We start from the raw sequence: 23,786 nt of genomic DNA, 5'->3' as shown, positions 1-23,786 counted from the left end.
ATTTATAAGATGAAATAAATATTATTCAATTAGGGGATGGGCTTATGATTAAAATTAGGGAATTAACGGAAGCAGATATGAAACAAACAATAGAATTAAAGATTTTGTGCTGGACAGAAGAATTAGCTGATAAGGCTAAAAACACTCTTTCATTTTCACAAGAATTGGACTTATGGGTAGATTGGATGAATACAGCTAAAGAAAACAATGATATTCGTTTGTTAATTGGAGCATTTGAAGATGACAAGATGCTTGGCGTTGCCTTTAGTAGCTTTGCTGAAAGTTTTAATATACCTGAGAAAGGGATAGAACTGAACGGTCTTTGGGTATATCCCGACCAAAGAAACAGGGGAATTTCCCTTATGATGATTATTTATACATTAGATTTCTATATGGCTAAAGGTATAGAAAAGATAGTAGTCTATAATCATCATTATTCACCATCAAATCAGTTTTATCGAAAATTTGGCGCACAGGTCACCAGACAAGAATATCAGATGGGTGGTAGATTGTTGATAGATATATTCTTGGCAGATATATTATTAATGAAAAATAATATGGAACAGTCGCTAAAGAAATACGTATAGGAGCATAAGAATAATCTATATACAAAATAATAGGAATTAATATTATATGATAAGTAAAATTAGTAAATGTATATGAAGACATAGGGATATTTGGAGGAGGTTAATGAAATGAAAAATGAAATAAAATTACTCCCAATAGATGCAAAATCACAATCAATATTTAAGAACTTGATGACTTTGTATTTGCATGATCTATCAGAATTTGCAGATGATTTAAAAATAAATTCTAAGGGATTATTTGAGTATGATGGAATTGAATATTATTTTAAAGATGAAAATTTAAAGCCATTTTTTATTTATGTAAATGCAGATATAGCAGGCTTTGTTCTTTTAAATAGTGGCAAATATGTGCCAGAGAATATAGATTACTCTGTACATGAATTATTTTTAATGAAAGCTTATAGAAAAAAGGGTATAGCGTCTATGGTTATAGAAAAACTTTTTGAATTATATAAAGGAAATTATAAAGTAGTACAATTATATCATAATACTCTAGCAATAAATTTTTGGAGAAATTTTTATAAAAAAAGATCTATTAACTATAAGGAATTTGAAGAAGTGATAGATGATCAAAAGGGTATATTTCAAATTTTTTCAGTAATTTAAATGACAATTAACAGATAAAAGAAAAAATCTTTGAGGAGGGCTTTAATGTGAAGGATTTAGCAATTATTGAAAAATGTCCAACAGTTGAAGAATATATTGAATTAAGAAAAGCTGTAAAATGGAAAGTAATTGATATAGAAAATATAAAAAAAGGATTAAAAAATTCTATATACTCTATATGTATTAAAGATAACGAACGTATGATAGGCTTTGGAAGAATTGTAGGAGATGCAGGAACAGTTTTCTATATACAAGATATCATTGTTGATCCTCAGTATCAAAACAAAAAAATAGGCACTAAAATTATGGAGAAGATAATGAGTTATATTGAAAATAATTGTTCCAAAGATGCAATTATAGGTCTTATTGCCGTAAGCGAACTTGATGATTTTTACACAAATTTTGGGTTTGTTCATAATGAAAATAATTATTTTTATCGTTTGAATATTTGATAAGAGATTTATGGGATGAAGTAAAAGAAACAACCTTAAATTGATCTATATGTAGAATAGGATATGTATCAAAAAAATAAGTATAAGGGACGGTTCATTACATTTTATAAACTTTAATAGTTTATAAAATGTAATGAACCGTCCCCTTGAAAATTAAATGTTTGTTTTTTCAGGCATTAATTTATCTTTTATTGAATCTACCATTATAGCTATAGCGTTATCTCCTGATATATTACAAGCAGTTCCGAAACTATCTTGAGTTATATATAAGGCTATCATAAGTGCCAATTGAGCTTCGGAAAAATGTAAATTTGTTTGAAGAAGACCTAATGCAGCCATTACAGCGCCACCAGGCACTCCAGGAGCAGCTACCATTGTTACACCTAACATAGCTATAAATCCAGCAATCTCTCCAAAGTTTATAGGCATTCCATTCATTAACATTATAGTTATACTGCAAGCAGTTAAAGTTATAGTACTTCCAGAAAGATGAATAGTTGCGCAAAGAGGAACTACGAATTCTCTTACACCTTTTGAAACTCCATTTTTTTCTGAGCACTCTAGATTTACAGGAATAGTTGCAGCTGAAGATTGAGTTCCAATAGCTGTTAAATATCCAGGGATCTGATTCTTTAAACAAGTAAATAGATTCTTTTTCCCTATTATACAAGCAATTAAGAATTGAGCTACTATGATAACTAAATGCATTATAAGTATTACTAAGAAGACTTTCCAAAATACTGAAAGAATTCTGCCAACTTCTCCTGCAAAGGTCATATTAGCGAAGATACCCATAATATAGAAAGGTAGAAGTGGTATGATGACATTGGATATTGTTTTTTCCATTATTTTTTGAAATTCTGAAGCTACGTTATATAAAGCTTTAGTCTTAATGGCTGCAATACCAAGCCCTAATAAAAATGCTAATACTAAAGCTGTCATTACTGGCATCAATGGATCAATAGCAATTTTAAATATAGGTTCTAAAAGTTTTTCTTCCGGATTTCCTGTATTTGATAGATTTGAAGTTGTCTCCACAAATTTTGGAAACAGATTAGAAGCTACAAAGAAGGAAAAAAATCCAGCTATTAGAGTAGAACCATATGCTAAAAGTGTTGTTATTCCAAGCATTTTGCCAGCACCTTTTCCTAAATCGGCTATTCCAGAAACTACGAAACCTAAAATTATTAAAGGAATTGCAAAGTTTAAAAAGCTTGCGAATATGGAGCTAAAGGTTGCTAGGATCTCCACAATATTTCTTGGTAAATAAGAACCAATAAGTATACCCAGTATGATTGCGATAATTAATTTTGGTATAAGACCAATCTTTTTCATAAATATAGCACCTCCAATTATTTAAGTTATTCAAAAAAGATATAGTAGTTATAGTATAACAAAAAAATTTTAATCTAAATTATTATTATGCAATAATTCATAGAAAATACATTTAATCATGTATAACAATTATATATTATCGTAAATTAAGGTGTTCTAAAGCATTTTATCAATTATAATTTACAATTGATAAAAGGCAGGGGGGATTGATTTTTACGAAGTTAAAGTAAACAGTTATAACAATTTAATATATGATCTTAATTTTTTATTAACTTATTAACACATTTTTTAATAAACATATTAATTACTATATATTAAGGGGACATTTAATAAAAAATAGAAGGATATAAAAAGAATAGTAGAGAAAGATATATTAAGTTTAAATTATACCGAATTATTTAAGTATGATTTAATTGATAATTTAAATTTATTAAAAAAAGAGTAGATTTTGATATTTATACAAATTAAGAAGGAGAAAAAATAATGTTTATATTTGAAACAACAAATGAATTATGTTGCCTTGCTAAAGGTAGAGGCGAATTTTATGCAAAAAAAGGTGCCATGATAGGATACAAAGGAGATTTTAGATTTGAGAAATCATTACTAGGACCTAACAATAATCGAGGGGCATTAGGTGCTTTAATGGGATATGTAAAAAGAAATATCACAGGAGAAAATATTGAACTTATGATGGTAGAGGGTGATGGAGAAGTATACTTAGCAGAAAATGCTTATCATGTTACCGTAATAGACTTAGAGCCAATGGATGGTGTATGTGTTGAAAGTGAAAACATTCTTGCCTTTCCTAAAGAAATGCATTATGACGTTTCCTTTGTTGGAACAGGGGTAATTTCTCAAAGGGGGTTATGTTCTACTCAATTTACAAACAAAACAAATCAAATATTATCTGTTGCAGTATTATCAGATGGAAATCCTTTAATATTAGAGGGACCCTGTGCAGTAGATCCAGATGCAGTAGTTTGTTGGACGGGAAGAAATCCTTCTATTGGAACTCAAGTGGGATGGAAAACTTTAATTGGACAAACCTCAGGTGAAAGTTATTATCTTCAATTTAATGAATCAGGACAAAAGGTGATAATTCAGCCTTCAGAAAGATTATCTGGGCTTAAGCTATCTATTGATTAGTTATATACATAAATGTTACTTCTACTAATATAGATAATAATATTTTAAAATTAGGGGACGGTTCATTACTTCTTATAGATTATAAAGGAACACTTTTTATAATTTAATGTATTGTAATGAACCGTCCCCTATATAAATTTGAAAAATTTATTAAAAGGGATTTGAGGGGAAAATTATGAGTGAAATAAATATAGAAAAAGTTGAGAAGAATATTGAAGTTTATTATGATAATAGTAAAATACTTTTGCCTGAAGAATACAGTAATAAAGTTGAAGAGTATTGGAATGATTTAATAAGAAAAGGAAAAAAGTTCTTTAGGGGAGATTGTTACACAATTGAAGATATAGAAAAATCTAAAGAAGGTATAAAAATTAATGTTAAACTAACAGATTATGCTCATTATTTATATACAGTACATAGGAGTTTTTCTACAGAATTTGATTGTAGAGTTATATCTACATCTGCATTAATCGAAACTTTAGATGGAAGACTTGTTTTGGGAGAGATGAATAGTAATACAGCTGCTCCAGGAAAACTTCAATTTACAGGTGGAGGAATAGATAAAGAAGATATTATAGGAGATTGTATAGATTTAAGGGGAAACATCAAAAAAGAAATCTTTGAAGAGTTAGGAATTGATACTAATAATAAAAAGTTAGTTAAGAGTTTGAAACCATCTTATTTAGTAAGTGGAGGAAATCATGATTTTCTTTCTCTTGTCTTTAAAATGAATTTATTAATAAGTGAAAAAGAAGTATTGGATATATTTAATTCTCACAACGACATATTAAAGTGTAAACAAGTTATTCCAGAGTTTAATTTATTGACATTTATACATAAGAATAAAACTTCTATAGAAGAATTTATTATAAACGATTTAAGAGAAAAGAGTGATAATATTATTTCAGTTTTAAGAGCTATATAGAAGTTAGAATAAATTTATAGTATTAATTTGCAATAATTACATTTTATAATTAGGGGACGGTTCATTACTTTTTATAAAGTATAAAAAGTAATGAACCATCCCCATAATAATATAAAAAATTTGAATTTTGAAGTAGATTTTATTTCAAATATTAGCTATAATCTTTCATAACACAAAAAAATAAGGAGCGGTAAAAACATGATTATAAGGAAAATACAAAAGGAAGATAATAAAAGAATAGAAGAGGTTATAAGAACTTGTTTAATAGAATTTGGAGGAAATAGGGAAGGTCTTGCTTGGGCAGATCCAGAGTTATCATATCTATCTGAAGTTTATAAAGATGAAAATTGTGAATACTGGGTTGTAGAAAATAATGGTGAAATTATAGGTGGGTGTGGAATAGCACCTATGAAAAACCTTGAGGGTATATGTGAACTGCAAAAAATGTATTTATTAAAAGAAGGTAGAGGAACAGGAATAGCTAATGACCTTATGAAGATAGCTTTAGATTTTGCATCAAAGTATTATGATAAATGTTATCTTGAGACTTTGAGTAACATGGGAGCTGCAAATAGATTTTACCAAAAACATGGTTTTAAAAGTCTTGACAAACCTATTGTCCAAACAGAACATTTTTCCTGTGATGCATGGTATATAAAAGATTTAAAATAGATATTAATAGTATTTAAATACCTTAAAATACAAGTATACTTAACTAAAGTACCTATATTTTAAGGTATATTTTTATATAAATAATAATATAAAAAATCTAAATGTATATTATATTTTAATAGAAGAAATCTTTTATATTGAGAGTGCTGTATAAAATATATTATTAAATAAGTGAAAAATTTTAAAATAAATATTTGGGGTGTTGAGAAATGATTGGATTAAAAAGAGGAGTTGTGAAATTAGCTCCATATACCTATGAATGGAAAGAAGAATATAATAAGGAAGAAAAATTACTGTACTCAGTAATAGGAAAATATGTTTTAGATATTCAACATGTAGGTAGTACATCAATAGAAGGGCTTGATGCTAAGCCTATTATTGACATAGCAGTAGCTGTTGAATCACTGGATAAAGTAGAATGTTTTAAAGATTTATTAGAAAATATAGGGTATCAGTATAGAAGTAATGCAGGAGTGGAAGGAAGACTTATGTTTGCTAAGGGGAGTGAAGATTTAAGAACTCATTATTTACATATAGAGACTTTAAATGGACCTATATGGAAAAATCATATATATTTTAGAGATTACCTTCGTTCACATAGGGAATATATTCATCAGTATTCAGAACTAAAAAGAAACTTAGCTATAAAATTTAGTGAGGATAGATACTCATATACTAATGAAAAGGACAAGTTTATTAATATGATATTGAAAAAAGCTAAAGAAGAATTTTTAGAGGATGAAAATTAGTATTTATTAATAATATTACTTAATTAAAAGGAGGAAAGAGGTTCCTCCTTTAACTATATAATTTTAATATAACTATGATAAAAACCAAGAATAACATAGGGTGAATTATAGGTTAGAATTTTTCTAAATTAAATTGACACAATATTAACAAAATTCTATACTTAAAATATAAAATTTATAGGGGGCAATTGTATGGTTGTAAAGGTATGTGTGGGAAGTGCTTGTTATCTGAAAGGATCTCACAAAATTATAAAGGAACTGCAAAGATTAATTGAAGAAAATAATTTAAAAGATAAGATGGAATTAAAAGCAGCATTTTGCTTGGGACATTGTACTAAAGCAGTATCAGTAATGATTGATGATTCAGATATCTATACAGTAGAGCCTAATTTTGTTGAAGAGTTTTTTAACTTAGAGATTGTGAAGAAGGTGATGTAATGCAGGTAATGAATTTTTCGCCGGCTAACTGCAAAAATTGTTACAAATGTGTGAGAACTTGTTCTGTAAAAGCTATAGAGGTTAAAAACCATCAAGCTAAGATCATAGAGGAACGTTGTATAGCTTGTGGTCATTGTTTTGTAGTTTGCCCTCAAAATGCTAGAAATGTACTTTCTGATTTAGAACATATAAAATCAGCAATTAAAAATAATGATAAAGTTATTGCACAAATTGCACCGGCTTTTCGTGGATTTTTTGAAAATTCACCTAAAATTGTTACTGCGTTGAAGAAACTAGGATTTCAAATTGTAGAAGAAGTTTCTATAGGTGCAGAATTGGTTTCTCAAAGTTATGAAAAAATTATTAGAGAAAGTGATAAAAAAGAATTTTTAACAAGTTGTTGTCCCTCAGTAATCATGCTAATAGAACAATATTATCCTGAGTTAATATCTGATATACTTCCTGTGGTTTCTCCTATGATTGCTCATGGGAAAACTATAAAAGCAAGGCATTCTGATAGTTTTGTAGTGTTTGTAGGACCTTGTATATCTAAAAAATATGAAGCATTATTGGAAGAGAATAAAGGAATTGTTGATGCAGTATTAACCTTTGATGAGCTAATTCAATGGATAGGTGAAGAAAATATTAATATTGATAATTTAGAAGAAAGTAATGTAGATAATTATGGTTCAAGAAGAGGAAGCTCCTATCCATTATCGGGAGGAATATTAAGTGCTATAAAATCTACAGCTTTATCAAAAAATATAGATTTAATAAAAGTTGATGGCACAGAAAATTGTAAATCTTTGTTAGAAGCATTAAAGAACAATGATTTAAAGAATGTTTGTGTTGAACTAAGTATTTGTAATGAAAGTTGTTTAGGCGGTCCAGGGGGTACAGCTCAAGGAGGAACATCTTTTAAGAGAATACAAAATTTGCATAAATATATAAGGAGAAGAGAAAAGGAAACTATAAAGGAAATTAATTATAAAGTCCCTTTAGTGGACTTAAGTCGTACTTTTAAAGATAGAAGTATAAGGAGCTATATGCCCACAGAAGAAGAAATAAAAGAGATCTTGCATAAGATGGGTAAATATGAAAAGGAGGATGAACTAAACTGTGGCGCCTGTGGTTATGATAGTTGTTATAAAAAAGCTATAGCAGTATCACAAAATATGTCTCAAATAGATATGTGTCTTCCTTATATGAGATCTATTGCTGAAAGAATGAGCAATGAAATTTTTCAAAATTCACCTAATGCTATTTTATTACTAAATAATTCTTTAAATATTGTTGAAATAAATCCTATAGCAAAAAAAATTTTTAAAGTAGAAAATAAGGATTTAAATGGGGTATCTATTTCTACTATTATGGATGATACTACTTTTAAAAAAGTAATTGAAAATAAAAAGAGCATACCTAAACAAAAGGTAAGTTACTCAGAATATGATTACTATGCTTATAGAAGTATTATATATATGGAAAAACAGTCTGCGCTTCTAGTTATTTTTACAGATATTACAGAAGAAGAGAATAGAAAACTTGAAATTACTAAAATAAAAGAAAACACCCTAGATGTTACTCAAACTATAATTGATAAGCAAATGAGAGTAGCTCAAGAAATAGCAAGTCTTTTAGGGGAAACTACAGCAGAAACAAAGGTTGCATTAATGAAGCTTAAGAAGGTATTGAAAGAGGAAAAAGAAGTATGATTAAATATTTTATTGATGTAGCTAATTTTAGTATGAATAAATATGGTGAAGAACTTTGTGGAGATAATGTAGAGATAACTAAAACAAAAAATGGAATGATTATTGTTATGGCAGATGGATTAGGTAGTGGGGTGAAAGCAAATATATTAGCAACTTTAACTTCTAAAATTGCTATAACAATGCTCAAAGAAGGTGCAAGTATTGAGGATACCATTGAGACTATTGTAAATACTCTTCCAGAATGTCAAATTAGGAAATTAGCATATTCAACTTTTACAATAATACAAATCACTAATGAGGGTGAGGTTTATATGGTTGAATATGATAATCCACCAATATTTTTCTTTCGCTATGGTAGGTCTTGTGAAGTTTATAAAGAAGAAAAAAAGATTAATGAAAAGAGAATATATGAAAGTAGATTTTATATGGGAGAGCATGATGTATTGACATTAGTAAGTGATGGAGCAATTCATGCGGGAGTAGGACAATTATTAAATCTAGGATGGCAATGGGAGGATATAAATGCTTTCTTAGAAAGTATAATAGTAAAAGAAAGATATGTTGAAAATATTGCAAGACATCTTATAGAAGTATGTAATAACCTTTATGATAATAAGCCAGGGGATGATACAACTGTAGTAACTATAAAACTAAAACCAGAAGAGTATATAGATATATTTACAGGGCCGCCTAAAAATATAGAAGATGATAAGTATATGATTAAAAAACTTTTAGAAAGCAAAGGTAAAAAAGTTATTTGTGGTGGTACTACTGCAAATATAGTAGCTAGAGAATTAAAGAGAAAAATAGATATAGACTTGGAAAGTTTTAGCAAGGAAGTCCCTCCAATGGGATATATGAAAGGAATGGACTTAGTTACTGAAGGACTATTAACACTAAATAAAACTGCTGAAATAATAGATGAATATATAAGTCAAAAGAAAAATAAAGTAATAACTTCGCCTATTGAAGGAGATGATGGAGCATCAAAACTTTCTAAAATGCTTATAGAAGAAGGAACTCATATTCACATTTGGGTAGGCCAAGCTATAAATCCTGCTCATCAAAATCCACTATTTCCTTCAGATTTCAACTTAAAAATAAAGGTAGTTAAAGAATTAGAAAAATATTTAAAGGAATTAGGAAAATATGTAGAGATAAGTTATATATAAAAACTTAATTAGATTATTTATAAGTAAAAATAAGATATAAGAAGGAGATTTAAAATGGACAGAGATATAGAGGATTTAAGAATTTCCGAAATGCTTAAGTTTTCAAAAACTTTATGGGAGAAGAATAAGGATAATTGGTCCCCTATGGAACCTAAATATGGTAAGAGTTTTATATTATACATGATAGAAGAAATAGGGGAAGTTATATCCATAATAAAGAAAAAAGGTGAAAATGAAATTATGGATAATAATGAAGTTAGAGAAAGATTTATTGAAGAGATGGGGGATGTTTTAATGTATTATATAGATGTACTTAATAGATTTAATGTCACCAGTGAAGAATTCTCTAAAATATATTTAAATAAATATATTAGTAATATGGATAGAAATTATGAAAAACAATATAAAGACTTTATTACAAATAAGTGATGATAACACATAATGAAATGATAGAAAAAGTTTTTGGACACTTTTCGAAATAAGTAGGAATTAAATTTGATTTTTTGAAAAGTGTCCACTAAAAGACATCTTATTTAATTATTGTAGATAAAGAGTATATTTTTTATAGATATTTAATTTTTTTAGTTCTAAATTCTTTAGGAGTAAGTCCAGTAAAATCTTTAAATTTAGTAGTAAAATAATTTTGATTGTTAAATCCTAATAATATAGCAATATCTAAAATAGATTTATCTGAGTGGGAAAGTAAGAACTTACTTTTTTCTATACGAGCATGAGTTATGTAGTTTGTGAAACACATTTGTGTTTCTTTTTTAAATTGTGTACAAAAATAGCATTTACTTAAATGTACGTGATCTGCAACTTTTTCTAAGGTTAAAGGCTCACCAAGATTATTATGAATATAATTAAGTGCTTTTGTAATATAAATATTATTTACCTCAATTAAATTAGTATTAATTTGCATGCTATAACCTTTAATCATAGATCTTCCCAATTCGAAAATTTCTTTAGTAGATTTACTATTTTCAATAAGCTTAATGAAGGCTTGATTTTTAGCTTTTGCACTATAAGGTGAAATACCTTTTTTTATTATATTATGACAAAGAAGTACAGAGAGAGAAATCATATGATTTTTAATAGAGCGAACTTCACATTTTTCTGATAAATCATAGAAACATTTATTATAAACAAAATCTTCATATGTTTTTAATGCTTCAATTACCTCACCATTTAATATCTTATCTATTAAAATAATCTCAAACTCATAATGTCTATAAAATTCATCAATATTTTGTTTAGGAAAATATATATTAGTAATCATAATAAATACTCCTTTTTAAAAATGATAATCATTATTAATTAATAAAATTATATGTTTATTATAGCAGAGAAATTTAAAAACTCCAAAATAAAATGTAAAAAATAAAAATATATTAGAAAAAACTTTAAAATATATAGAGTAATATCTAGATATGAATTTAATTGATATAAATTATCATTTAAGGAGATGTTTCAAATGAAAACTGCTGTAATATTTTCATCATTAACAGGAAATACAAAAAAGGTGGCTTATGAAATATTAAAGGAGATGCCAAAAGATACAAAAATATATGATTTGAAAGAATTAAATCATGAAATAGAAGAAAAGTTTTTAGTTTTAGGTTATTGGGTAGATAGAGCTAAACCTAATAAAGAGATGCTAGAATTTATGAATAACTTAGAAGGTAAGATTATAGCTACTTTTGGTACACTAGGAGCTAATCCTAATTCTGAGCATGGGAGTATAACTAAAAATAATGTTAGTGAAATTTTAGAAAAAAATAATATTGTTTTAGGAAATTTTCTTTGTCAGGGAAAAATTGATCCTAAAATAACAGAGATGTTTAAGAAGATGGGAGCAAATGGACCACATGCAATGACAGAAGAAAGATTAAAAAGACATGAAGAAGCTTTAAAACATCCAAATGAAGAAGATTTTAAAGCAGCAAGAGATTTTATAAAAGCTGCTTTAGATAAATATAGTAAGGGGGAATACTAATGAAAAAAATTGCTGTATATGGTAAAGGTGGTATAGGAAAATCTACTACTGTATCTAATTTATCCGCAGCACTATCAAAGCTTGGATATAAAGTAATGCAAATAGGATGTGATCCTAAAGCAGATTCAACTAAAAATCTTATGAAAGGTAAATTTATACCTACTGTGCTAAATGTTTTAAAAGATAACGGTGAAGATATTGAGCTTGAGGATATAGTTTTTGAAGGATACAATGGAGTTTTATGCGTGGAAGCTGGGGGTCCTACACCTGGTATAGGATGTGCAGGAAGAGGAATTATAACTGCTTTTGAAAAGCTTGAGGAATTAGAAGCTTTTGAAACTTATAAGCCAGATATTGTTATCTATGATGTATTAGGCGATGTAGTTTGTGGTGGATTTGCTATGCCTATTAGAAATCAATATGCCAAAGAAGTGTATATTGTTACTTCAGGAGAAATGATGTCTATGTATGCTGCTTCTAATATATCTCGTGCGGTTATGCAGTTTAAATCCAGAGGATATGCAAAGCTTAAAGGATTAATATTAAATGCTAAAAATGTAGAGAAGGAAGAAGAGTTAGTGGACAAACTCTGCGAAGAAATTGATACTAATGTTTTTCATTATGTACCTAGAAATTCTCTTATACAAGAAGCAGAGAATACGGGAAGAACTGTAATAGAGGCTTTTCCTGATTCTGATATGAGTGAAATATATAGGAATTTAGCTAAAAAAATAATGGAGGAGTAAAAATATGAAAAAAATAAAAGAAATAATGGCATTATCATTATGTGCAACAACATTACTTGTAGGATGCAGAAGTAATGCTACAACAAAAGAGGAAAATAAAAGTGAAACAGCGGTAGAGCAAAAAAAGGAAGTTACAGATAAAAAAGTAATAGCAGGTACAACTATGTCTGCAGAATTATTAGATTTAATTGATGTAGATGCAGTAGGAGTACTTTCAACTAAGAAAGAGCTTCCTGAGAGATTTAAAGATTTACCTGAGATAGGTTCACCTATGAAACCAGATTTAGAAAAAGTAGTATCACTAAATCCTGATCTTTATATATCTGATGGAAATTTAAAAGGAAATATAGAAGAATTGTTTAAGGAGAAAAATATAAATACATTATTTCTAAACAATAATTCCTATGAGGATGTTATTAAAAACATAGAAGACTTAGGAAAATATTTTGAAAAGGAAGAAAAAACTAAGGATTTAGTTTCAAAAATGAAGAAAGAAGAAGAGAGAATTCTAGATTCAGTTAAAGGAAAAGAAGCACCTAAAGTATTAGTTATATTTGGAACTACAGAAAGCTTTATGCTAGCAACAAAGCATTCTTATGCAGGAAGTTTAGTAGAGAAACTAGGCGGAAAAAATGTTACTGATGAATTATCTAAAGATAAATCTACTCCTTATGTGCCATTTAGTTTAGAAGCAGTGGCAAACTTAAATCCAGATATAATTTTAAGATTAACTCATATGGAACCAGAAGCTAGTAAAGAAGCTTTTGAAAAGGAATTTTCAAAAGGGTTATGGGTTAATTTAGATGCAGTAAAAAATAATAAAGTTTATGATTTAGATCCTAACTACTTTGGAGTTTCAGCTAATATAAAAGCTGTTGAAGCTTTAGAAAAGATGTCAGAAATATTATATAAGTAGGAGAGTTTTATGAAGGTAGAGTTTTTTAAAGAGAAAAAACATCTTGCCATAGTAATTTCATTTTTACTTTTAATATTTATAGGGATACTTTCAATTAGGATGGGAAGTGTTGATTATAATTTTTCAGATATATTTAGAATTTTATTTAACAGTAAGATGACTTCAGATAAAAATGTCCTCATGAATATAAGATTACCTAGAATTTTAATTGCAGCTATAGTAGGAGCAAATTTATCTATAGCAGGTGCGCTTTTACAAGCAGTAATGCAAAATCCATTAGCAGACCCTGGTTTAACTGGGGTTTCTTCTGGAGCAAGCTTAATGGCGATAATAATTATGCTACTTTTCCCGCAATATAGTTATTTAGTACCCTTTGTATCATTTTTAGGTGGTGCATTAGCATGTGGATTAGTATATGGGTTAGCTTGGAAAAATGGAATTAAGCCTATGAGAATTATATTAGCAGGGGTAGCGGTTAATGCCATATTAGGTGGAGGAACATCTTTATTGTCAACTTTAAATAGTGATAAAATTCAAGGAGTATTGTTATGGGTAAATGGAAGTATAAGTGGTAAGACATGGGGAGATGTAAGAGTATTAGCTATATATAGTGCCGTAGGATTATTTTTTGCAATGCTTTGTATAAGGAAAGCTAATATTCTTCAATTAGGAGATGAAATGTCTACGAACTTAGGAGTAGATATAAATAAATATAGAATTATTATCTCATTAGTAGCTGTATTTTTAGCCGGAATATCAACAGCTATTGTGGGGATCATAGGTTTTGTAGGTCTTATAGTACCTCATATAGCTAGACTTTTAATTGGTTCAGATTATAAATATCTATTGCCATTAAGCGTAACTTTAGGAAGCAGTTTATTACTTTTAGGAGATACTTTTGCAAGAACAGTAGTTAATCCTATAGAACTTCCAGTAGGTGTTATTATGGCAGTTATAGGAGGCCCATTTTTCCTATACTTGTTAAGGAGGGGACAGGCTTAATGATAGAAACTAAGAACTTATGTATAGCTTATGAAAATAAAATTGTTATAGAAGACTTTTCCTTCAGTGTAGAGGAAGGACAAATGGTATCAATAATTGGACCTAATGGTTCAGGAAAGTCTACTTTGCTTAAGGCTATATCAAGATTTCTTAAAAAGAAAAGTGGAGTAGTTTATCTTGAAAAAGAAGATATGAATTTAATGAATATAAAAAAAGTAGCTCAAAAAATGTCTACATTATCTCAACATAATAAAAGTCCTGAAGACTTGGTAGTAAAAGAATTAATTTATTATGGAAGAATGCCTCATAAAAAGTGGCTTGAAAGAAGAAATAGTGAGGATGAAAAAATAATAAATTGGGCAATTAGCCATACTTCTCTTCAAGGTTATGAAAATAAAAAGGTAATAGAACTTTCAGGAGGAGAGAGACAAAGAGTATGGATTGCCATGGCTCTAGCGCAAAAGCCTAAAATTTTGTTATTAGATGAACCTACTACATATCTCGATATATGCCATTAATTAGAAGTAATGGAACTTGTTAGGGAACTTAATAAAAGCTTAAATCTTACAGTGATAATGGTATTACATGATTTAAGTCAAGCAGCTAAATATAGCCATAAGATTGTGGTTATTAAAGATGGAAATTTAGTTGCAGAAGGTAATCCTCATAAGATTTTAACAGAAGAACTAATAAAAGAGGTTTATAATGTAGAAACCTGTATAAGAAAAGATATCTTAAATGGAGAGTTTATGATACATCCTATTGGGGTATGTAAGAGCTGTGAAAAGAGGTGTAACCATGAAAAATTTTAATTTAGATAAACTGGCAAAATTAAATGAGGTAAATGAAAATGAAGATATAAAATCTTTATCTTATGCTATATTTCCTGGAACTCATTGTCCATTATTTGGAGTGGCAATGATAGCTTCATTTATAGAAGATCTAGTAGTTTTAGTAGCAGGGACACAAGAATGTACTTATTATGCTAAGGACTTTGTCTATGAAAGACAAAAGGGAAAGGATAATTTTTATTCTGTAGTTACTAATAAGCATGATATTACTTTTGGCTGCGAAAGAAAAATAAAAGATGTGATTACTGAAATAGATAAAAAGTTTAAGCCTAAAGCTATAATGATTGTAAGTACTTGTGTTTTAGAACTTATAGGTGAGGATTTTAAGGCATTAGGAAAGTCTGTTGAGAATGAGGTTAATGCAAAGATTTTAGTAGTGTCTACTGAACACTTTAAATGCAATAGCCATATACCTGGAATGGAAAGAGCACTAGAAGAGCTTACAGTACTTATGGAAAAATGTAAAGTAGAAGAAAATAGTGTAAATATTTTAGGACATAGACAACATGGAGTTGAAAATACAGAGCTCATGAAATTATTAATATCAGAAGGTATTAATATAAATTCTGTTATTCCATCAAAATGTACAATTGAACAGTTAAAAACTGCGCCTAAGGCCAAATTAAATATAGTGACAGATTTTGTAGCTTTACCTATGGCTAAAAAAATGGAAAATAAATTTGGAACACCTTATGCATATTTTGATAAACATTTATCCTTAGAAAGAATTAAAAATCGTTATAAAAAAATTGAAGAAATTTTATCTGTAAATCTATTGGATAAACTTAGAGATAAGGAAAAAGAATTAATTTCTCTTATAGAAGAAGCAAGAGAAGTTTTAAAAGGAAAGACTTTTATATATGGAAATACTCCTATGATGGCTCTTGAAGTTTCAAGTTTTTTATGTGACCTAGGATTGAAGCCAATACTTATTCAAGTTAGAGAATTATATGAAAATGATGCCATTTACATAGAGGAAATTAAAAAATATAAATTTAATCCATATATAAGCAAAATAGCTAATATTGCACCTATGCAATATGTATATGACGAGTTAAAACCTAATTTTTATTTGGGACATGAAAACCCTATGAATTTAGCGAAAAGAAATATTGTACAAGTTACCTTAGATGAAGTAACTAAGAAGCTAGGGTATGAAATACCTATAGATGCTATAAAGAAAATATTATTATGCTATAAACAACAAGATGATATGAAAAAGAAAATGATTGCTATGACTTCAAAAGGAGGTATGAAACATGGAGTTTTATAGGTTTTTTCCGATGCCTTCTGATAGAATGGGAACTATTTGGACTTTAAGTTCAATAAAAGATGCTTATGTTATTGAATTTGGTCCAGCGGGTACAACTCATTTCGCAATAGAGGGAATGATGCAGCTTAATGGAGAGCATAGGGCAAATATATATACTACTCATATAAATGAGACAGATATTTCTTTTGGAACTCATGAAAGATTAGAAAAAGCAATAATGGAAGTAGATGAAAATTATAATCCTAAGGTTATGTTTATAATGGCATCCTCTATATCAGCAATCATAGGGACAGATATAGAAAGTATATGTTATGAAATGCAACCCAAGATACAAGCTAAATTAATTCCTATAACTACGGGGGGATATAACGGAGACCATACATTAGGGATAGAGAAAACACTTTATATGCTATGCAAGGAAATAGTAAAAGAAACAGAAAAAAAAAAAATAAATACCTATAATATTATAGGTAATAACGTGGACATGTTTAACTTCTTATCTGATGCTGAAGAAATTAAATCTATAATGAAGGAGAGCTTTAATGCTGAAATAAATACAGTTTTTGCAGCTTATACGTCTGTTGAAGAAATAGAAAATTCTTCAGAAGGTCAGCTAAATTTAGTACTTAGAGGTGAGGGAATAAAAGCAGCGAAAGCTTTAGAAAAAGAGCATAATATATCTTATTATTATGGAAGACCTTATGGATTAGAAGGGACTGTCGCTTGGATAAGAGGAGTAGAAGAAGCTTTAGGAATAAAGGTAAATGAAGAATATTTAAACAAGAAAATATCACAGATAAGGAAAAATTTAATTAGTTATAAATTTATGATTAGGGAAATTGAAAACAAATCTGTGGTACTAGTAGGGGATTACGATGTAATTATAGGATTGGCTTCTTTTATGGAGGAGCTAGGATTAAAGGTAAAAAAACTTATAGTAAAACATAATTTATGTAAAAATGTCAAAGATTTTATACTTGAAAAATGGAAAGATGTAATTGAGTTTAATTTAATTGAAGAAGAAATAGAAACTTACTTAAATACTTCTTCAATTTATTTACTGTTAGCTGATGGAGCTACTTTAAAATTAAATCATAAAAGTAAGCTTCAATTTCAAATATCAAACCCTAATCTTCTAAAACATAGTATTTATCCATATACTCCTTTTGTAGGGTTCAATGGCGCTCTTTATATAATACAATGTTTATTTGAACTAGAAAAAATCAAAAATAGTTATTAGTTTTGTTTATAGAGTTTAGTGAAAAAATTTTTATATTATTCACTAAATTCTTTTTTTATTATTTACAGCGTAACAATGTTATGTTACAATTAAAATACTTTTATATTACATAAAAAGGGAATAAGGAGGCTTTATATTTTATGGAAGCAATTGTGAAAGTTGACAATGTTAAAAAATATTTTTATAGCAAAAAGAAGAAATTTTTTAGAGTTGTTGAAAAAAAAGAGTTTAAGGCTGTTGATGGGGTCAGCTTTGAAATTAATAAGGGTGAAGTTTTTGGATTATTAGGACCTAATGGTGCAGGGAAAACTACTGTAATAAAAATGATAACAGGCTTATTAAGACCTACTAGTGGACAAATAAAAATTAAAGGTTTAGATGTGGATAAGAACTCTATTGAAGCATTAAGAAATTTGGGAACAGTATTAGCAGGAGATAGAAGTATATACTGGAAACTTACTGCTAGAGAAAATTTAGAATACTTTGGAGCTCTTTATGGATTAAATAAAAAAGAAGCAGCTAAAAGAGCAGATGAAATATTAAAAAAGCTAGGATTAGTTGATAAAGCTGATGAACTAGTAGAAAAGTATTCTACAGGAATGAAGCAAAAGGTTGCCCTTGGAAAAGCATTAATGCCTAATGCTCCTATAGTCTTATTAGATGAACCTACTTTAGGATTAGATCCACAATCAGCATTAAATCTAAGAGAAATTATCTTAGATATAAAAAATGAAGGAAGAACTGTGCTTTTAACTACTCACTATATGGAGGAAGCCGATTTTTTAAGTGATAGAATTGCAATAATGGATGGGGGAAAAATTATTGCTTTAGATACTCCAGATAATTTAAAGAGCAGACTAAATGATACTAAATCTATAAAAGTAGAGTTGAATAGTTGTAGTGAAGAGTTCTTAGAATGTGCAAGAAATATAGAAGAGGTAGATAAAGTTATTTCTACTTATATAGAAGATAAAAGAATCTATGAAATTACTATTCAACATCATAGTGATAATGGAATAATGCAAAACCTTTTAGAATGTATATCTAATAATGATCTTAAGGTTATTAATATTAATGTACTAGAACCGTCTCTTGAAGATGTATTTATTCATTTAACTGGCAAAAGTCTTAGAGAGTAGGTGATAGCATGAATAGATTAAGAGTTATTTTTGCAATATTTAAGAAAGATCTTCGACAAACTTTAAGATATTCTACTTGGTATATAAATCTGATAATATGGCCATTAATCATGCCACTGATGTATATATTGTCGGCAGTAGGTATGGGAGGTAATGACAGTGAAAGTATGGCTATTTTTGAAAGTGCCACAGGTGCAGATAATGTAGTTAGTTATATAGTTATAGGTACTATGGTATGGATGGCAGTTAATATGATTATGTGGAGTTTTGGAAACTATTTAAGAAATGAACAAAATAAAGGAACTTTAGAGTCTACATGGCTTTGTCCTATAAACCGATTTGACATTTTAATTGGCGGAGGACTAATTTCTATGCTAATGCTTATTTTTCAAGCAATAATTTCTGTACTAGAGTATAAATTGATTTATGGTATTACTTTTACTGGTAATGTTTTAGAATGGGTAGTGCTTTTTCTAATAATTATGCCAGCTACTTTTGGAATAGGAATGCTATTTGCAAGTTTAATATTATGGCTTAAACAAGCCAATGCTACAATAAATGTAATAAGAGGAGCGGTAATGATACTTTGTGGAATAAGCTTTCCTATAACTGTAATGCCAAATTCTTTGCAGTTTTTATCTAAACTACTACCTTTTACTCATGGTATAGAAGCAGCCAGAACAGTTATGGTTACTGGGGGAAATTTAGTTACTGCAAGTAAAAGTATTATGATTTGTTTAATTCAAGGTGTAATAATATTGATATTAGGTAGAATAGCCTTTGGGTTTACTGAAAGAAAAGTAAGAGAAGTAGGTTCTTTAGAAAGATTTTAGGGGGAGAGGGTTATATGGAGAAAATAAAAAGAGGGCTAAATATTTTTAGAGCAGTATTTATAATGCAAATGAAGATATATTTTAGATACCCTATAAATTTTTTTATGACTTTAATTGATCCTATTATATGGCTTGCGCCAATTTATTTTATGAGTAAGTGTTTTAGCCTAAATGGAAAGTTTCCAGGTTTTGAAAAATATGCGGGAAACTCTGATTATATGGGATTTGTAATTTTAGGATTTATGGTATCTACTTATGTTTGGACGGTATCGTGGAGTATGGGCTTTGCGCTAAAAGAGGAAATGACTCAAGGAGTTTTAGAATCAAATTGGAGTGCACCTGTAAGTAGAATAGGACTGTTAATAAGTAAAAGTGCTTTTCAATTTTGTGTAGCAACTTTTGAAATTATATTAACAGGAATATCTTGCTACTTTGTATTTGGATTTACTGTAAATGCTAATATATTAAAAGCATTATTATTTATCACTCCTGGAGTTATAGGATTACTTGGACTAGGCTTAGCAATCTCTTCCGCAGTACTATTGTTAAAAGAAGCAAATACAATTATTGATATAGGAAATAACTTAGTTATAGGATTTTCAGGAGGATATTTTCCACTAAAAGTGCTTCCAAAATGGGCATTGTTTATATCTTCAATGATACCATTAACCTATATGTATGATAGTACAAGAGCAATACTTTTAGAGCAAAATTCAATAATGCCACTATCTAAAGAATTTTTACTATTACTATGTTCCATGTTTGGATTTTGCTTAATAGGATCATTAGTATTTAATACTATAGAAAAAAGATGTAGAACTAAGGGAATATTAGGAACACATTAATTATCTATTAAAGGGACGGTTCATTAGATTTATTAGATTAATCAAGATATAATTTGAAAAATAATGAATTATCCCTTTAATTAGTAGTCAGCAAAAGAAAATTTGTTGACCTATGAGTTTTTAAGAGAGGTGGTTAAAGCATTGAATATAATAACAAATTTATATAATGAATCCAGAAGGTATTGTATATATAATAGTGCTTTTTGGGATAGGCAAGGTTCTGAATTAGGAGAAAAAAATATATATAGGTATAGAAAAACAAAAGAATTTATTCTTTATCAAGCTGAAGAAACAAGTAATGCATCTTTTAGAGAAGAGATTTTAAGAACTATATTAAATGAAATTGAAAAGATAATACCTGAAAACTTTAAAACAATAGAAGAGCTCAAAGAATATATTATATGTACTTCAAAAAATGCAAAGATTAATGAAAAAAAATATATATTTGGGCCTTATAAAGTTGAAATGAAAAAAGTATTGTATAATGCTATAGAAGACGAAAAAGAAAAATTCAAGAATTTTATAATGTCTTTAGATGAAGAGAATTTGCAGAATGTTAAACCTTTATTTTATAGAAGAGTTTTTTCTGAGGAAGAAGGTAAGACAATTAAAAAATCTTTAATTGAGACTTACAAAAAACTTACTTGCAGTAAAAAAGATGTATTATGTGGTAATTGTCTTTATATAGATAAAGAATTACCGCCTCAAATTTTAAGAAAGATATTTATTAATCGTGGAATAAGAAAATTATACGAGATGCATATAGGTAGAAACATCTATCATGAAATAGATGTTTCTATCTTTGATCCTTATGATGTAAGTCAAAGTGATAGATATTGGTCATCCTGTGATATGGACTGGGTAATTTTTGCCGATCATGAAGAATCTATATACATTCGTGGTGACTGGTTAATAGAGGATATTACTTCAGAGGTTCCTAAGGCTCACAATATGTTAAATGACTATGTGTACAGATAAAAAGTATTATAATATTTAGCTGTACGGAGAACAGTAGCAATATGGGTATTTATATACTAAATAATAATATTTATTATTTTTAAAGAGAGGTAATTAAGGCATTGGATATTATAAGAAATTTACATAATGAATGTAGAAGATACTGTATGTATCATAGTTCTTTTTGGCTTAAAGAGTATTTTTATTTATTTAACAGAGTTGAATATAGAGATTATAAAACAAAGATGTATGCTGAGTATGAACTTGAAGCATTAAATAACGCATTGGCTAGAGAAAAAATTTTAAGTAGTATATTAAAGGAAATTGAAAAAACTATACTAGAAGATTTTAAAACAACAGAGGAATTAAAAAAGTATATTATGTATTCTTATGAAAATGCACATATCGATGTAGATAAATACTGTATGGACTCTTATTCATTTGAAAAGGAAGAAATAATGTATAGAGCTATAGAAGATGAAAAGAAAGAGTTTAAGGATTTTATAATATCTTTAAATGAAAAAAGGCTAAAATATGCAGAGCCTTTATTTTACAGAAGAGTTTTAGGGATGGAAGAGGGTAATAGAATAAAAAATTGTTTATTAGAAGCTCGTAGAAAATTTCGTAAAGCTGAAAATGATTCACTATTTGGTGATTATTTTTTTATAGATAAAAAAGTCCCACCCCAGATTTTAAGAAATATATTTGTAAGTCATGGAATAAAAAAATTATATGAAATAGATACTTCTAGGGAAGCTTATCTTGAAATAGATGTTTCTATTTTTAATCCCTATGGAAAAATAAGCAGAGAAGATACTTCTATTTTTAATCCTTATGAGAAGATAAATAGAGAAAAAATTTTTTCATCTAATGCTATGGATTGGGTATTTTATGCTGATCATGAAGATTATGTACGTATTGATGGCAAGTGGTTGATAAATGATATTATTTCAGAAATTCCAGAAATGCAGAATATGTTAAATGAATACATTTATAAATAAAATATCTCTACTACGGATATGTTTATTCAGAGAAAATATATTGTGTAAGGAAATATAATAGTTTCTTTAAATTTACTACTATTTTATTTATTTTTAAACTATAACAAAGGGACGGTTCATTAGATTTATTAGATTAGTCAGCATAAGATCTAATAAATAGTGAACCGTCCCTTTGATTTAATTAAATTTAGCTTATTGCTTCATAGATTTGTCAATAATTATAACAAATTATAATTATTGGAGGAATTTTTACATGGCAAGAAAAGCAAGAGAATTATGCGATACAGGAATATATCATGTTATGACGAGAAGTTTTCCAAAGAAACTTTTATTTTATAACGATAAAGATAAAGAAGTTATGCTAAAAATTTTAAGAAAACTGCAGATAGAAGAAAATTTTAAAATATATGCCTATTGTTTAATGGATAATCATACACATTTTCTAATTGATATTAATGGTGGAGAATTAGGAAAAGTTATGAAAAAATTTAATTTAAGATATGGAGGATACCTTAGAAAAAGCAAAAAACATGAAGGACCTGTGTTTAGAGATAGATATAAAAGTAAACCTATAAAAAATGATGCTTATTTAATAGAAGTTTCAAAATATATACATAGAAATGCAGTGGATATTATAGGGTATAAAGATAAGCCGGAAACTTATGAATTCTCTAGTTTATCACTATACCTAGGATTTAAAAAAGATAATTTCCAAATATGTGATGAAGCTTTTATTATGAGATTATTTGGTAAAACAAAGAAAAAAGCAAGAGAAAATTATTATAAAACTATGTTTAGGATAACAAATGAAAAAATTAAAGAAATAGAATTTGAAGTTGAAAAATCAGAATATAGGAGTGAAAAAGTAATTTTACTTAGAAATTTAAGTGATGAACAAATACGAAATTTTATATGTAAGAAAACTAATACAAAAGAAATAGAACTCAATCTAAAATATAGAAGAAAAAGTCGAAAAGCAAAGGCACTTTATGTAGTGTTTTTAATACAATTTGCAGGTAAGAAAGCTAAGGATATATGTAGTTTAATAGGAAATGTAACGCAATCCAATATATCTAAACTGTGTAGCGATGGTATTGAATTAATTTTAAAAGATAAATTTCATAAAAATTTATTAGATAAATTTATAGAAATGAATAGCAAAGTGATAGCATGCTAAGACAGTGATAAAAAAA

The 23,786-nt window shown here is 28.1% G+C and carries 27 protein-coding genes; 25 read left to right on the top strand and 2 right to left on the bottom strand.

Annotated elements, in window-relative coordinates:
• Positions 1–44: 44 nt before the first annotated feature.
• The 3 genes from ACY1IQ_RS12465 to ACY1IQ_RS12455 all read left to right on the top strand — a co-directional run bounded on the left by ACY1IQ_RS12465 (position 45) and on the right by ACY1IQ_RS12455 (position 1,645).
• On the top strand, positions 45–587 hold the full coding sequence (locus ACY1IQ_RS12465) for a GNAT family N-acetyltransferase (RefSeq protein WP_461614233.1): 543 nt from the start codon (positions 45–47) through the stop codon (positions 585–587).
• Between the two features lie 108 nt (positions 588–695).
• Entirely contained in the window at positions 696–1,193 is a 498-nt protein-coding gene (locus tag ACY1IQ_RS12460; protein WP_461614232.1) for a GNAT family N-acetyltransferase, read from the top strand.
• Positions 1,194–1,240: 47 nt separating this feature from the next.
• Positions 1,241–1,645, top strand: coding sequence for a GNAT family N-acetyltransferase (locus ACY1IQ_RS12455; RefSeq protein ID WP_461614231.1), 405 nt, complete (start codon positions 1,241–1,243; stop codon positions 1,643–1,645).
• Positions 1,646–1,798: 153 nt separating this feature from the next.
• Here ACY1IQ_RS12455 and ACY1IQ_RS12450 read toward each other — a convergent pair whose 3' ends face one another.
• Positions 1,799–2,980 (bottom strand): dicarboxylate/amino acid:cation symporter, encoded by a 1,182-nt coding sequence (locus tag ACY1IQ_RS12450; protein ID WP_461614230.1) that lies wholly within the window; start codon positions 2,978–2,980, stop codon positions 1,799–1,801.
• A 483-nt stretch (positions 2,981–3,463) separates the two neighbouring features.
• On the opposite strand from ACY1IQ_RS12450, the gene ACY1IQ_RS12445 reads away from it, so the two are divergent.
• The 8 genes from ACY1IQ_RS12445 (at position 3,464) to ACY1IQ_RS12410 (ending at position 10,223) form a co-directional block, all read left to right on the top strand.
• A complete protein-coding gene (locus ACY1IQ_RS12445) occupies positions 3,464–4,126 on the top strand; it encodes an AIM24 family protein (RefSeq protein ID WP_461614229.1) in 663 nt (220 codons plus the stop codon).
• A gap of 175 nt (positions 4,127–4,301) precedes the next feature.
• Positions 4,302–5,051, top strand: a complete 750-nt coding sequence (locus ACY1IQ_RS12440) for an NUDIX hydrolase (RefSeq protein ID WP_461614228.1) — start codon at positions 4,302–4,304, stop codon at positions 5,049–5,051.
• Positions 5,052–5,249: 198 nt separating this feature from the next.
• The gene (locus ACY1IQ_RS12435) at positions 5,250–5,723 is read left to right on the top strand and encodes a GNAT family N-acetyltransferase (protein WP_291561393.1); all 474 of its coding nucleotides are present in this window, start codon (positions 5,250–5,252) and stop codon (positions 5,721–5,723) included.
• A 209-nt stretch (positions 5,724–5,932) separates the two neighbouring features.
• The gene (locus ACY1IQ_RS12430; RefSeq protein ID WP_461614227.1) at positions 5,933–6,472 is read left to right on the top strand and encodes a GrpB family protein; all 540 of its coding nucleotides are present in this window, start codon (positions 5,933–5,935) and stop codon (positions 6,470–6,472) included.
• Between the two features lie 192 nt (positions 6,473–6,664).
• Entirely contained in the window at positions 6,665–6,910 is a 246-nt protein-coding gene (locus tag ACY1IQ_RS12425; protein WP_461614226.1) for a (2Fe-2S) ferredoxin domain-containing protein, read from the top strand.
• Complete coding sequence (locus ACY1IQ_RS12420; RefSeq protein WP_461614225.1) at positions 6,910–8,622, top strand: [Fe-Fe] hydrogenase large subunit C-terminal domain-containing protein; 1,713 nt, start codon at positions 6,910–6,912, stop codon at positions 8,620–8,622. Before ACY1IQ_RS12425 ends, ACY1IQ_RS12420 begins: the two co-directional genes overlap by 1 nt.
• Complete coding sequence (locus ACY1IQ_RS12415; protein WP_461614224.1) at positions 8,619–9,794, top strand: SpoIIE family protein phosphatase; 1,176 nt, start codon at positions 8,619–8,621, stop codon at positions 9,792–9,794. Before ACY1IQ_RS12420 ends, ACY1IQ_RS12415 begins: the two co-directional genes overlap by 4 nt.
• Before the next feature lie 54 nt (positions 9,795–9,848).
• On the top strand, positions 9,849–10,223 hold the full coding sequence (locus ACY1IQ_RS12410) for a MazG nucleotide pyrophosphohydrolase domain-containing protein (protein WP_461614223.1): 375 nt from the start codon (positions 9,849–9,851) through the stop codon (positions 10,221–10,223).
• 133 nt (positions 10,224–10,356) lie between these two features.
• On the opposite strand, the gene ACY1IQ_RS12405 is transcribed toward ACY1IQ_RS12410, so the two are convergent.
• On the bottom strand, positions 10,357–11,073 hold the full coding sequence (locus tag ACY1IQ_RS12405; protein WP_461614222.1) for an AraC family transcriptional regulator: 717 nt from the start codon (positions 11,071–11,073) through the stop codon (positions 10,357–10,359).
• Between the two features lie 195 nt (positions 11,074–11,268).
• Here ACY1IQ_RS12405 and ACY1IQ_RS12400 point away from each other — a divergent pair, with 195 nt between their 5' ends.
• The 14 genes from ACY1IQ_RS12400 to ACY1IQ_RS12335 all read left to right on the top strand — a co-directional run bounded on the left by ACY1IQ_RS12400 (position 11,269) and on the right by ACY1IQ_RS12335 (position 23,770).
• Positions 11,269–11,790: a flavodoxin family protein gene (locus ACY1IQ_RS12400; RefSeq protein ID WP_461614221.1), complete on the top strand. Its 522-nt coding sequence runs from the start codon at positions 11,269–11,271 to the stop codon at positions 11,788–11,790.
• Complete coding sequence (locus tag ACY1IQ_RS12395) at positions 11,790–12,536, top strand: nucleotide-binding protein (RefSeq protein WP_461614220.1); 747 nt, start codon at positions 11,790–11,792, stop codon at positions 12,534–12,536. Before ACY1IQ_RS12400 ends, ACY1IQ_RS12395 begins: the two co-directional genes overlap by 1 nt.
• A gap of 4 nt (positions 12,537–12,540) precedes the next feature.
• Positions 12,541–13,452, top strand: a complete 912-nt coding sequence (locus ACY1IQ_RS12390; protein WP_461614219.1) for an ABC transporter substrate-binding protein — start codon at positions 12,541–12,543, stop codon at positions 13,450–13,452.
• A gap of 9 nt (positions 13,453–13,461) precedes the next feature.
• Positions 13,462–14,454 carry a FecCD family ABC transporter permease gene (locus ACY1IQ_RS12385; protein ID WP_461614218.1) on the top strand — a complete coding sequence of 331 codons (993 nt, stop codon included), beginning with the start codon at positions 13,462–13,464 and terminating at the stop codon, positions 14,452–14,454.
• Positions 14,454–14,972 carry an ABC transporter ATP-binding protein gene (locus ACY1IQ_RS12380; RefSeq protein ID WP_461614217.1) on the top strand — a complete coding sequence of 173 codons (519 nt, stop codon included), beginning with the start codon at positions 14,454–14,456 and terminating at the stop codon, positions 14,970–14,972. The genes ACY1IQ_RS12385 and ACY1IQ_RS12380 overlap by 1 nt, the downstream gene beginning before the upstream one ends.
• 9 nt (positions 14,973–14,981) lie before the next feature.
• Positions 14,982–15,266, top strand: coding sequence for a hypothetical protein (locus ACY1IQ_RS12375; RefSeq protein ID WP_461614216.1), 285 nt, complete (start codon positions 14,982–14,984; stop codon positions 15,264–15,266).
• Positions 15,253–16,578, top strand: coding sequence for a nitrogenase component 1 (locus ACY1IQ_RS12370; RefSeq protein ID WP_461614215.1), 1,326 nt, complete (start codon positions 15,253–15,255; stop codon positions 16,576–16,578). The genes ACY1IQ_RS12375 and ACY1IQ_RS12370 overlap by 14 nt, the downstream gene beginning before the upstream one ends.
• Positions 16,565–17,818 (top strand): nitrogenase component 1, encoded by a 1,254-nt coding sequence (locus ACY1IQ_RS12365; protein ID WP_461614214.1) that lies wholly within the window; start codon positions 16,565–16,567, stop codon positions 17,816–17,818. The genes ACY1IQ_RS12370 and ACY1IQ_RS12365 overlap by 14 nt, the downstream gene beginning before the upstream one ends.
• 140 nt (positions 17,819–17,958) lie before the next feature.
• Positions 17,959–18,957, top strand: a complete 999-nt coding sequence (locus ACY1IQ_RS12360; protein ID WP_461614213.1) for an ABC transporter ATP-binding protein — start codon at positions 17,959–17,961, stop codon at positions 18,955–18,957.
• An 8-nt stretch (positions 18,958–18,965) separates the two neighbouring features.
• Positions 18,966–19,790: an ABC transporter permease gene (locus ACY1IQ_RS12355; RefSeq protein WP_461614212.1), complete on the top strand. Its 825-nt coding sequence runs from the start codon at positions 18,966–18,968 to the stop codon at positions 19,788–19,790.
• A 14-nt stretch (positions 19,791–19,804) separates the two neighbouring features.
• Positions 19,805–20,635, top strand: coding sequence for an ABC transporter permease (locus tag ACY1IQ_RS12350; RefSeq protein ID WP_461614211.1), 831 nt, complete (start codon positions 19,805–19,807; stop codon positions 20,633–20,635).
• Positions 20,636–20,776: 141 nt separating this feature from the next.
• Positions 20,777–21,613, top strand: a complete 837-nt coding sequence (locus ACY1IQ_RS12345; protein ID WP_461614210.1) for a hypothetical protein — start codon at positions 20,777–20,779, stop codon at positions 21,611–21,613.
• A 101-nt stretch (positions 21,614–21,714) separates the two neighbouring features.
• Positions 21,715–22,593, top strand: a complete 879-nt coding sequence (locus ACY1IQ_RS12340) for a hypothetical protein (protein ID WP_461614209.1) — start codon at positions 21,715–21,717, stop codon at positions 22,591–22,593.
• Between the two features lie 253 nt (positions 22,594–22,846).
• Positions 22,847–23,770 carry a transposase gene (locus ACY1IQ_RS12335; protein ID WP_461614208.1) on the top strand — a complete coding sequence of 308 codons (924 nt, stop codon included), beginning with the start codon at positions 22,847–22,849 and terminating at the stop codon, positions 23,768–23,770.
• Positions 23,771–23,786: the final 16 nt, after the last annotated feature.

It is taken from the genome of Clostridium sp. Marseille-QA1073 (assembly GCF_054863625.1).
The sequence above is the reverse complement of the archived record's forward strand: the minus strand, read 5'-3'. Positions and strand labels throughout refer to the sequence as shown.

Excerpts from the sequence above, each read along its gene's own strand:
- ACY1IQ_RS12405 (WP_461614222.1), bottom strand. The coding sequence starts at position 11,073 with ATGATTACTAATATATATTTTCCTAAACAAAATATTGATGAATTTTAT.
- ACY1IQ_RS12400 (WP_461614221.1), top strand. The coding sequence starts at position 11,269 with ATGAAAACTGCTGTAATATTTTCATCATTAACAGGAAATACAAAAAAG.
- ACY1IQ_RS12375 (WP_461614216.1), top strand. The coding sequence starts at position 14,982 with ATGGAACTTGTTAGGGAACTTAATAAAAGCTTAAATCTTACAGTGATA.
- ACY1IQ_RS12425 (WP_461614226.1), top strand. The coding sequence starts at position 6,665 with ATGGTTGTAAAGGTATGTGTGGGAAGTGCTTGTTATCTGAAAGGATCT.
- ACY1IQ_RS12410 (WP_461614223.1), top strand. The coding sequence starts at position 9,849 with ATGGACAGAGATATAGAGGATTTAAGAATTTCCGAAATGCTTAAGTTT.
- ACY1IQ_RS12350 (WP_461614211.1), top strand. The coding sequence starts at position 19,805 with ATGGAGAAAATAAAAAGAGGGCTAAATATTTTTAGAGCAGTATTTATA.
- ACY1IQ_RS12445 (WP_461614229.1), top strand. The coding sequence starts at position 3,464 with ATGTTTATATTTGAAACAACAAATGAATTATGTTGCCTTGCTAAAGGT.
- ACY1IQ_RS12365 (WP_461614214.1), top strand. The coding sequence starts at position 16,565 with ATGGAGTTTTATAGGTTTTTTCCGATGCCTTCTGATAGAATGGGAACT.
- ACY1IQ_RS12415 (WP_461614224.1), top strand. The coding sequence starts at position 8,619 with ATGATTAAATATTTTATTGATGTAGCTAATTTTAGTATGAATAAATAT.
- ACY1IQ_RS12390 (WP_461614219.1), top strand. The coding sequence starts at position 12,541 with ATGAAAAAAATAAAAGAAATAATGGCATTATCATTATGTGCAACAACA.
- ACY1IQ_RS12430 (WP_461614227.1), top strand. The coding sequence starts at position 5,933 with ATGATTGGATTAAAAAGAGGAGTTGTGAAATTAGCTCCATATACCTAT.
- ACY1IQ_RS12420 (WP_461614225.1), top strand. The coding sequence starts at position 6,910 with ATGCAGGTAATGAATTTTTCGCCGGCTAACTGCAAAAATTGTTACAAA.
- ACY1IQ_RS12370 (WP_461614215.1), top strand. The coding sequence starts at position 15,253 with ATGAAAAATTTTAATTTAGATAAACTGGCAAAATTAAATGAGGTAAAT.
- ACY1IQ_RS12460 (WP_461614232.1), top strand. The coding sequence starts at position 696 with ATGAAAAATGAAATAAAATTACTCCCAATAGATGCAAAATCACAATCA.
- ACY1IQ_RS12465 (WP_461614233.1), top strand. The coding sequence starts at position 45 with ATGATTAAAATTAGGGAATTAACGGAAGCAGATATGAAACAAACAATA.
- ACY1IQ_RS12385 (WP_461614218.1), top strand. The coding sequence starts at position 13,462 with ATGAAGGTAGAGTTTTTTAAAGAGAAAAAACATCTTGCCATAGTAATT.
- ACY1IQ_RS12355 (WP_461614212.1), top strand. The coding sequence starts at position 18,966 with ATGAATAGATTAAGAGTTATTTTTGCAATATTTAAGAAAGATCTTCGA.
- ACY1IQ_RS12395 (WP_461614220.1), top strand. The coding sequence starts at position 11,790 with ATGAAAAAAATTGCTGTATATGGTAAAGGTGGTATAGGAAAATCTACT.
- ACY1IQ_RS12450 (WP_461614230.1), bottom strand. The coding sequence starts at position 2,980 with ATGAAAAAGATTGGTCTTATACCAAAATTAATTATCGCAATCATACTG.
- ACY1IQ_RS12435 (WP_291561393.1), top strand. The coding sequence starts at position 5,250 with ATGATTATAAGGAAAATACAAAAGGAAGATAATAAAAGAATAGAAGAG.
- ACY1IQ_RS12380 (WP_461614217.1), top strand. The coding sequence starts at position 14,454 with ATGATAGAAACTAAGAACTTATGTATAGCTTATGAAAATAAAATTGTT.
- ACY1IQ_RS12440 (WP_461614228.1), top strand. The coding sequence starts at position 4,302 with ATGAGTGAAATAAATATAGAAAAAGTTGAGAAGAATATTGAAGTTTAT.
- ACY1IQ_RS12335 (WP_461614208.1), top strand. The coding sequence starts at position 22,847 with ATGGCAAGAAAAGCAAGAGAATTATGCGATACAGGAATATATCATGTT.
- ACY1IQ_RS12360 (WP_461614213.1), top strand. The coding sequence starts at position 17,959 with ATGGAAGCAATTGTGAAAGTTGACAATGTTAAAAAATATTTTTATAGC.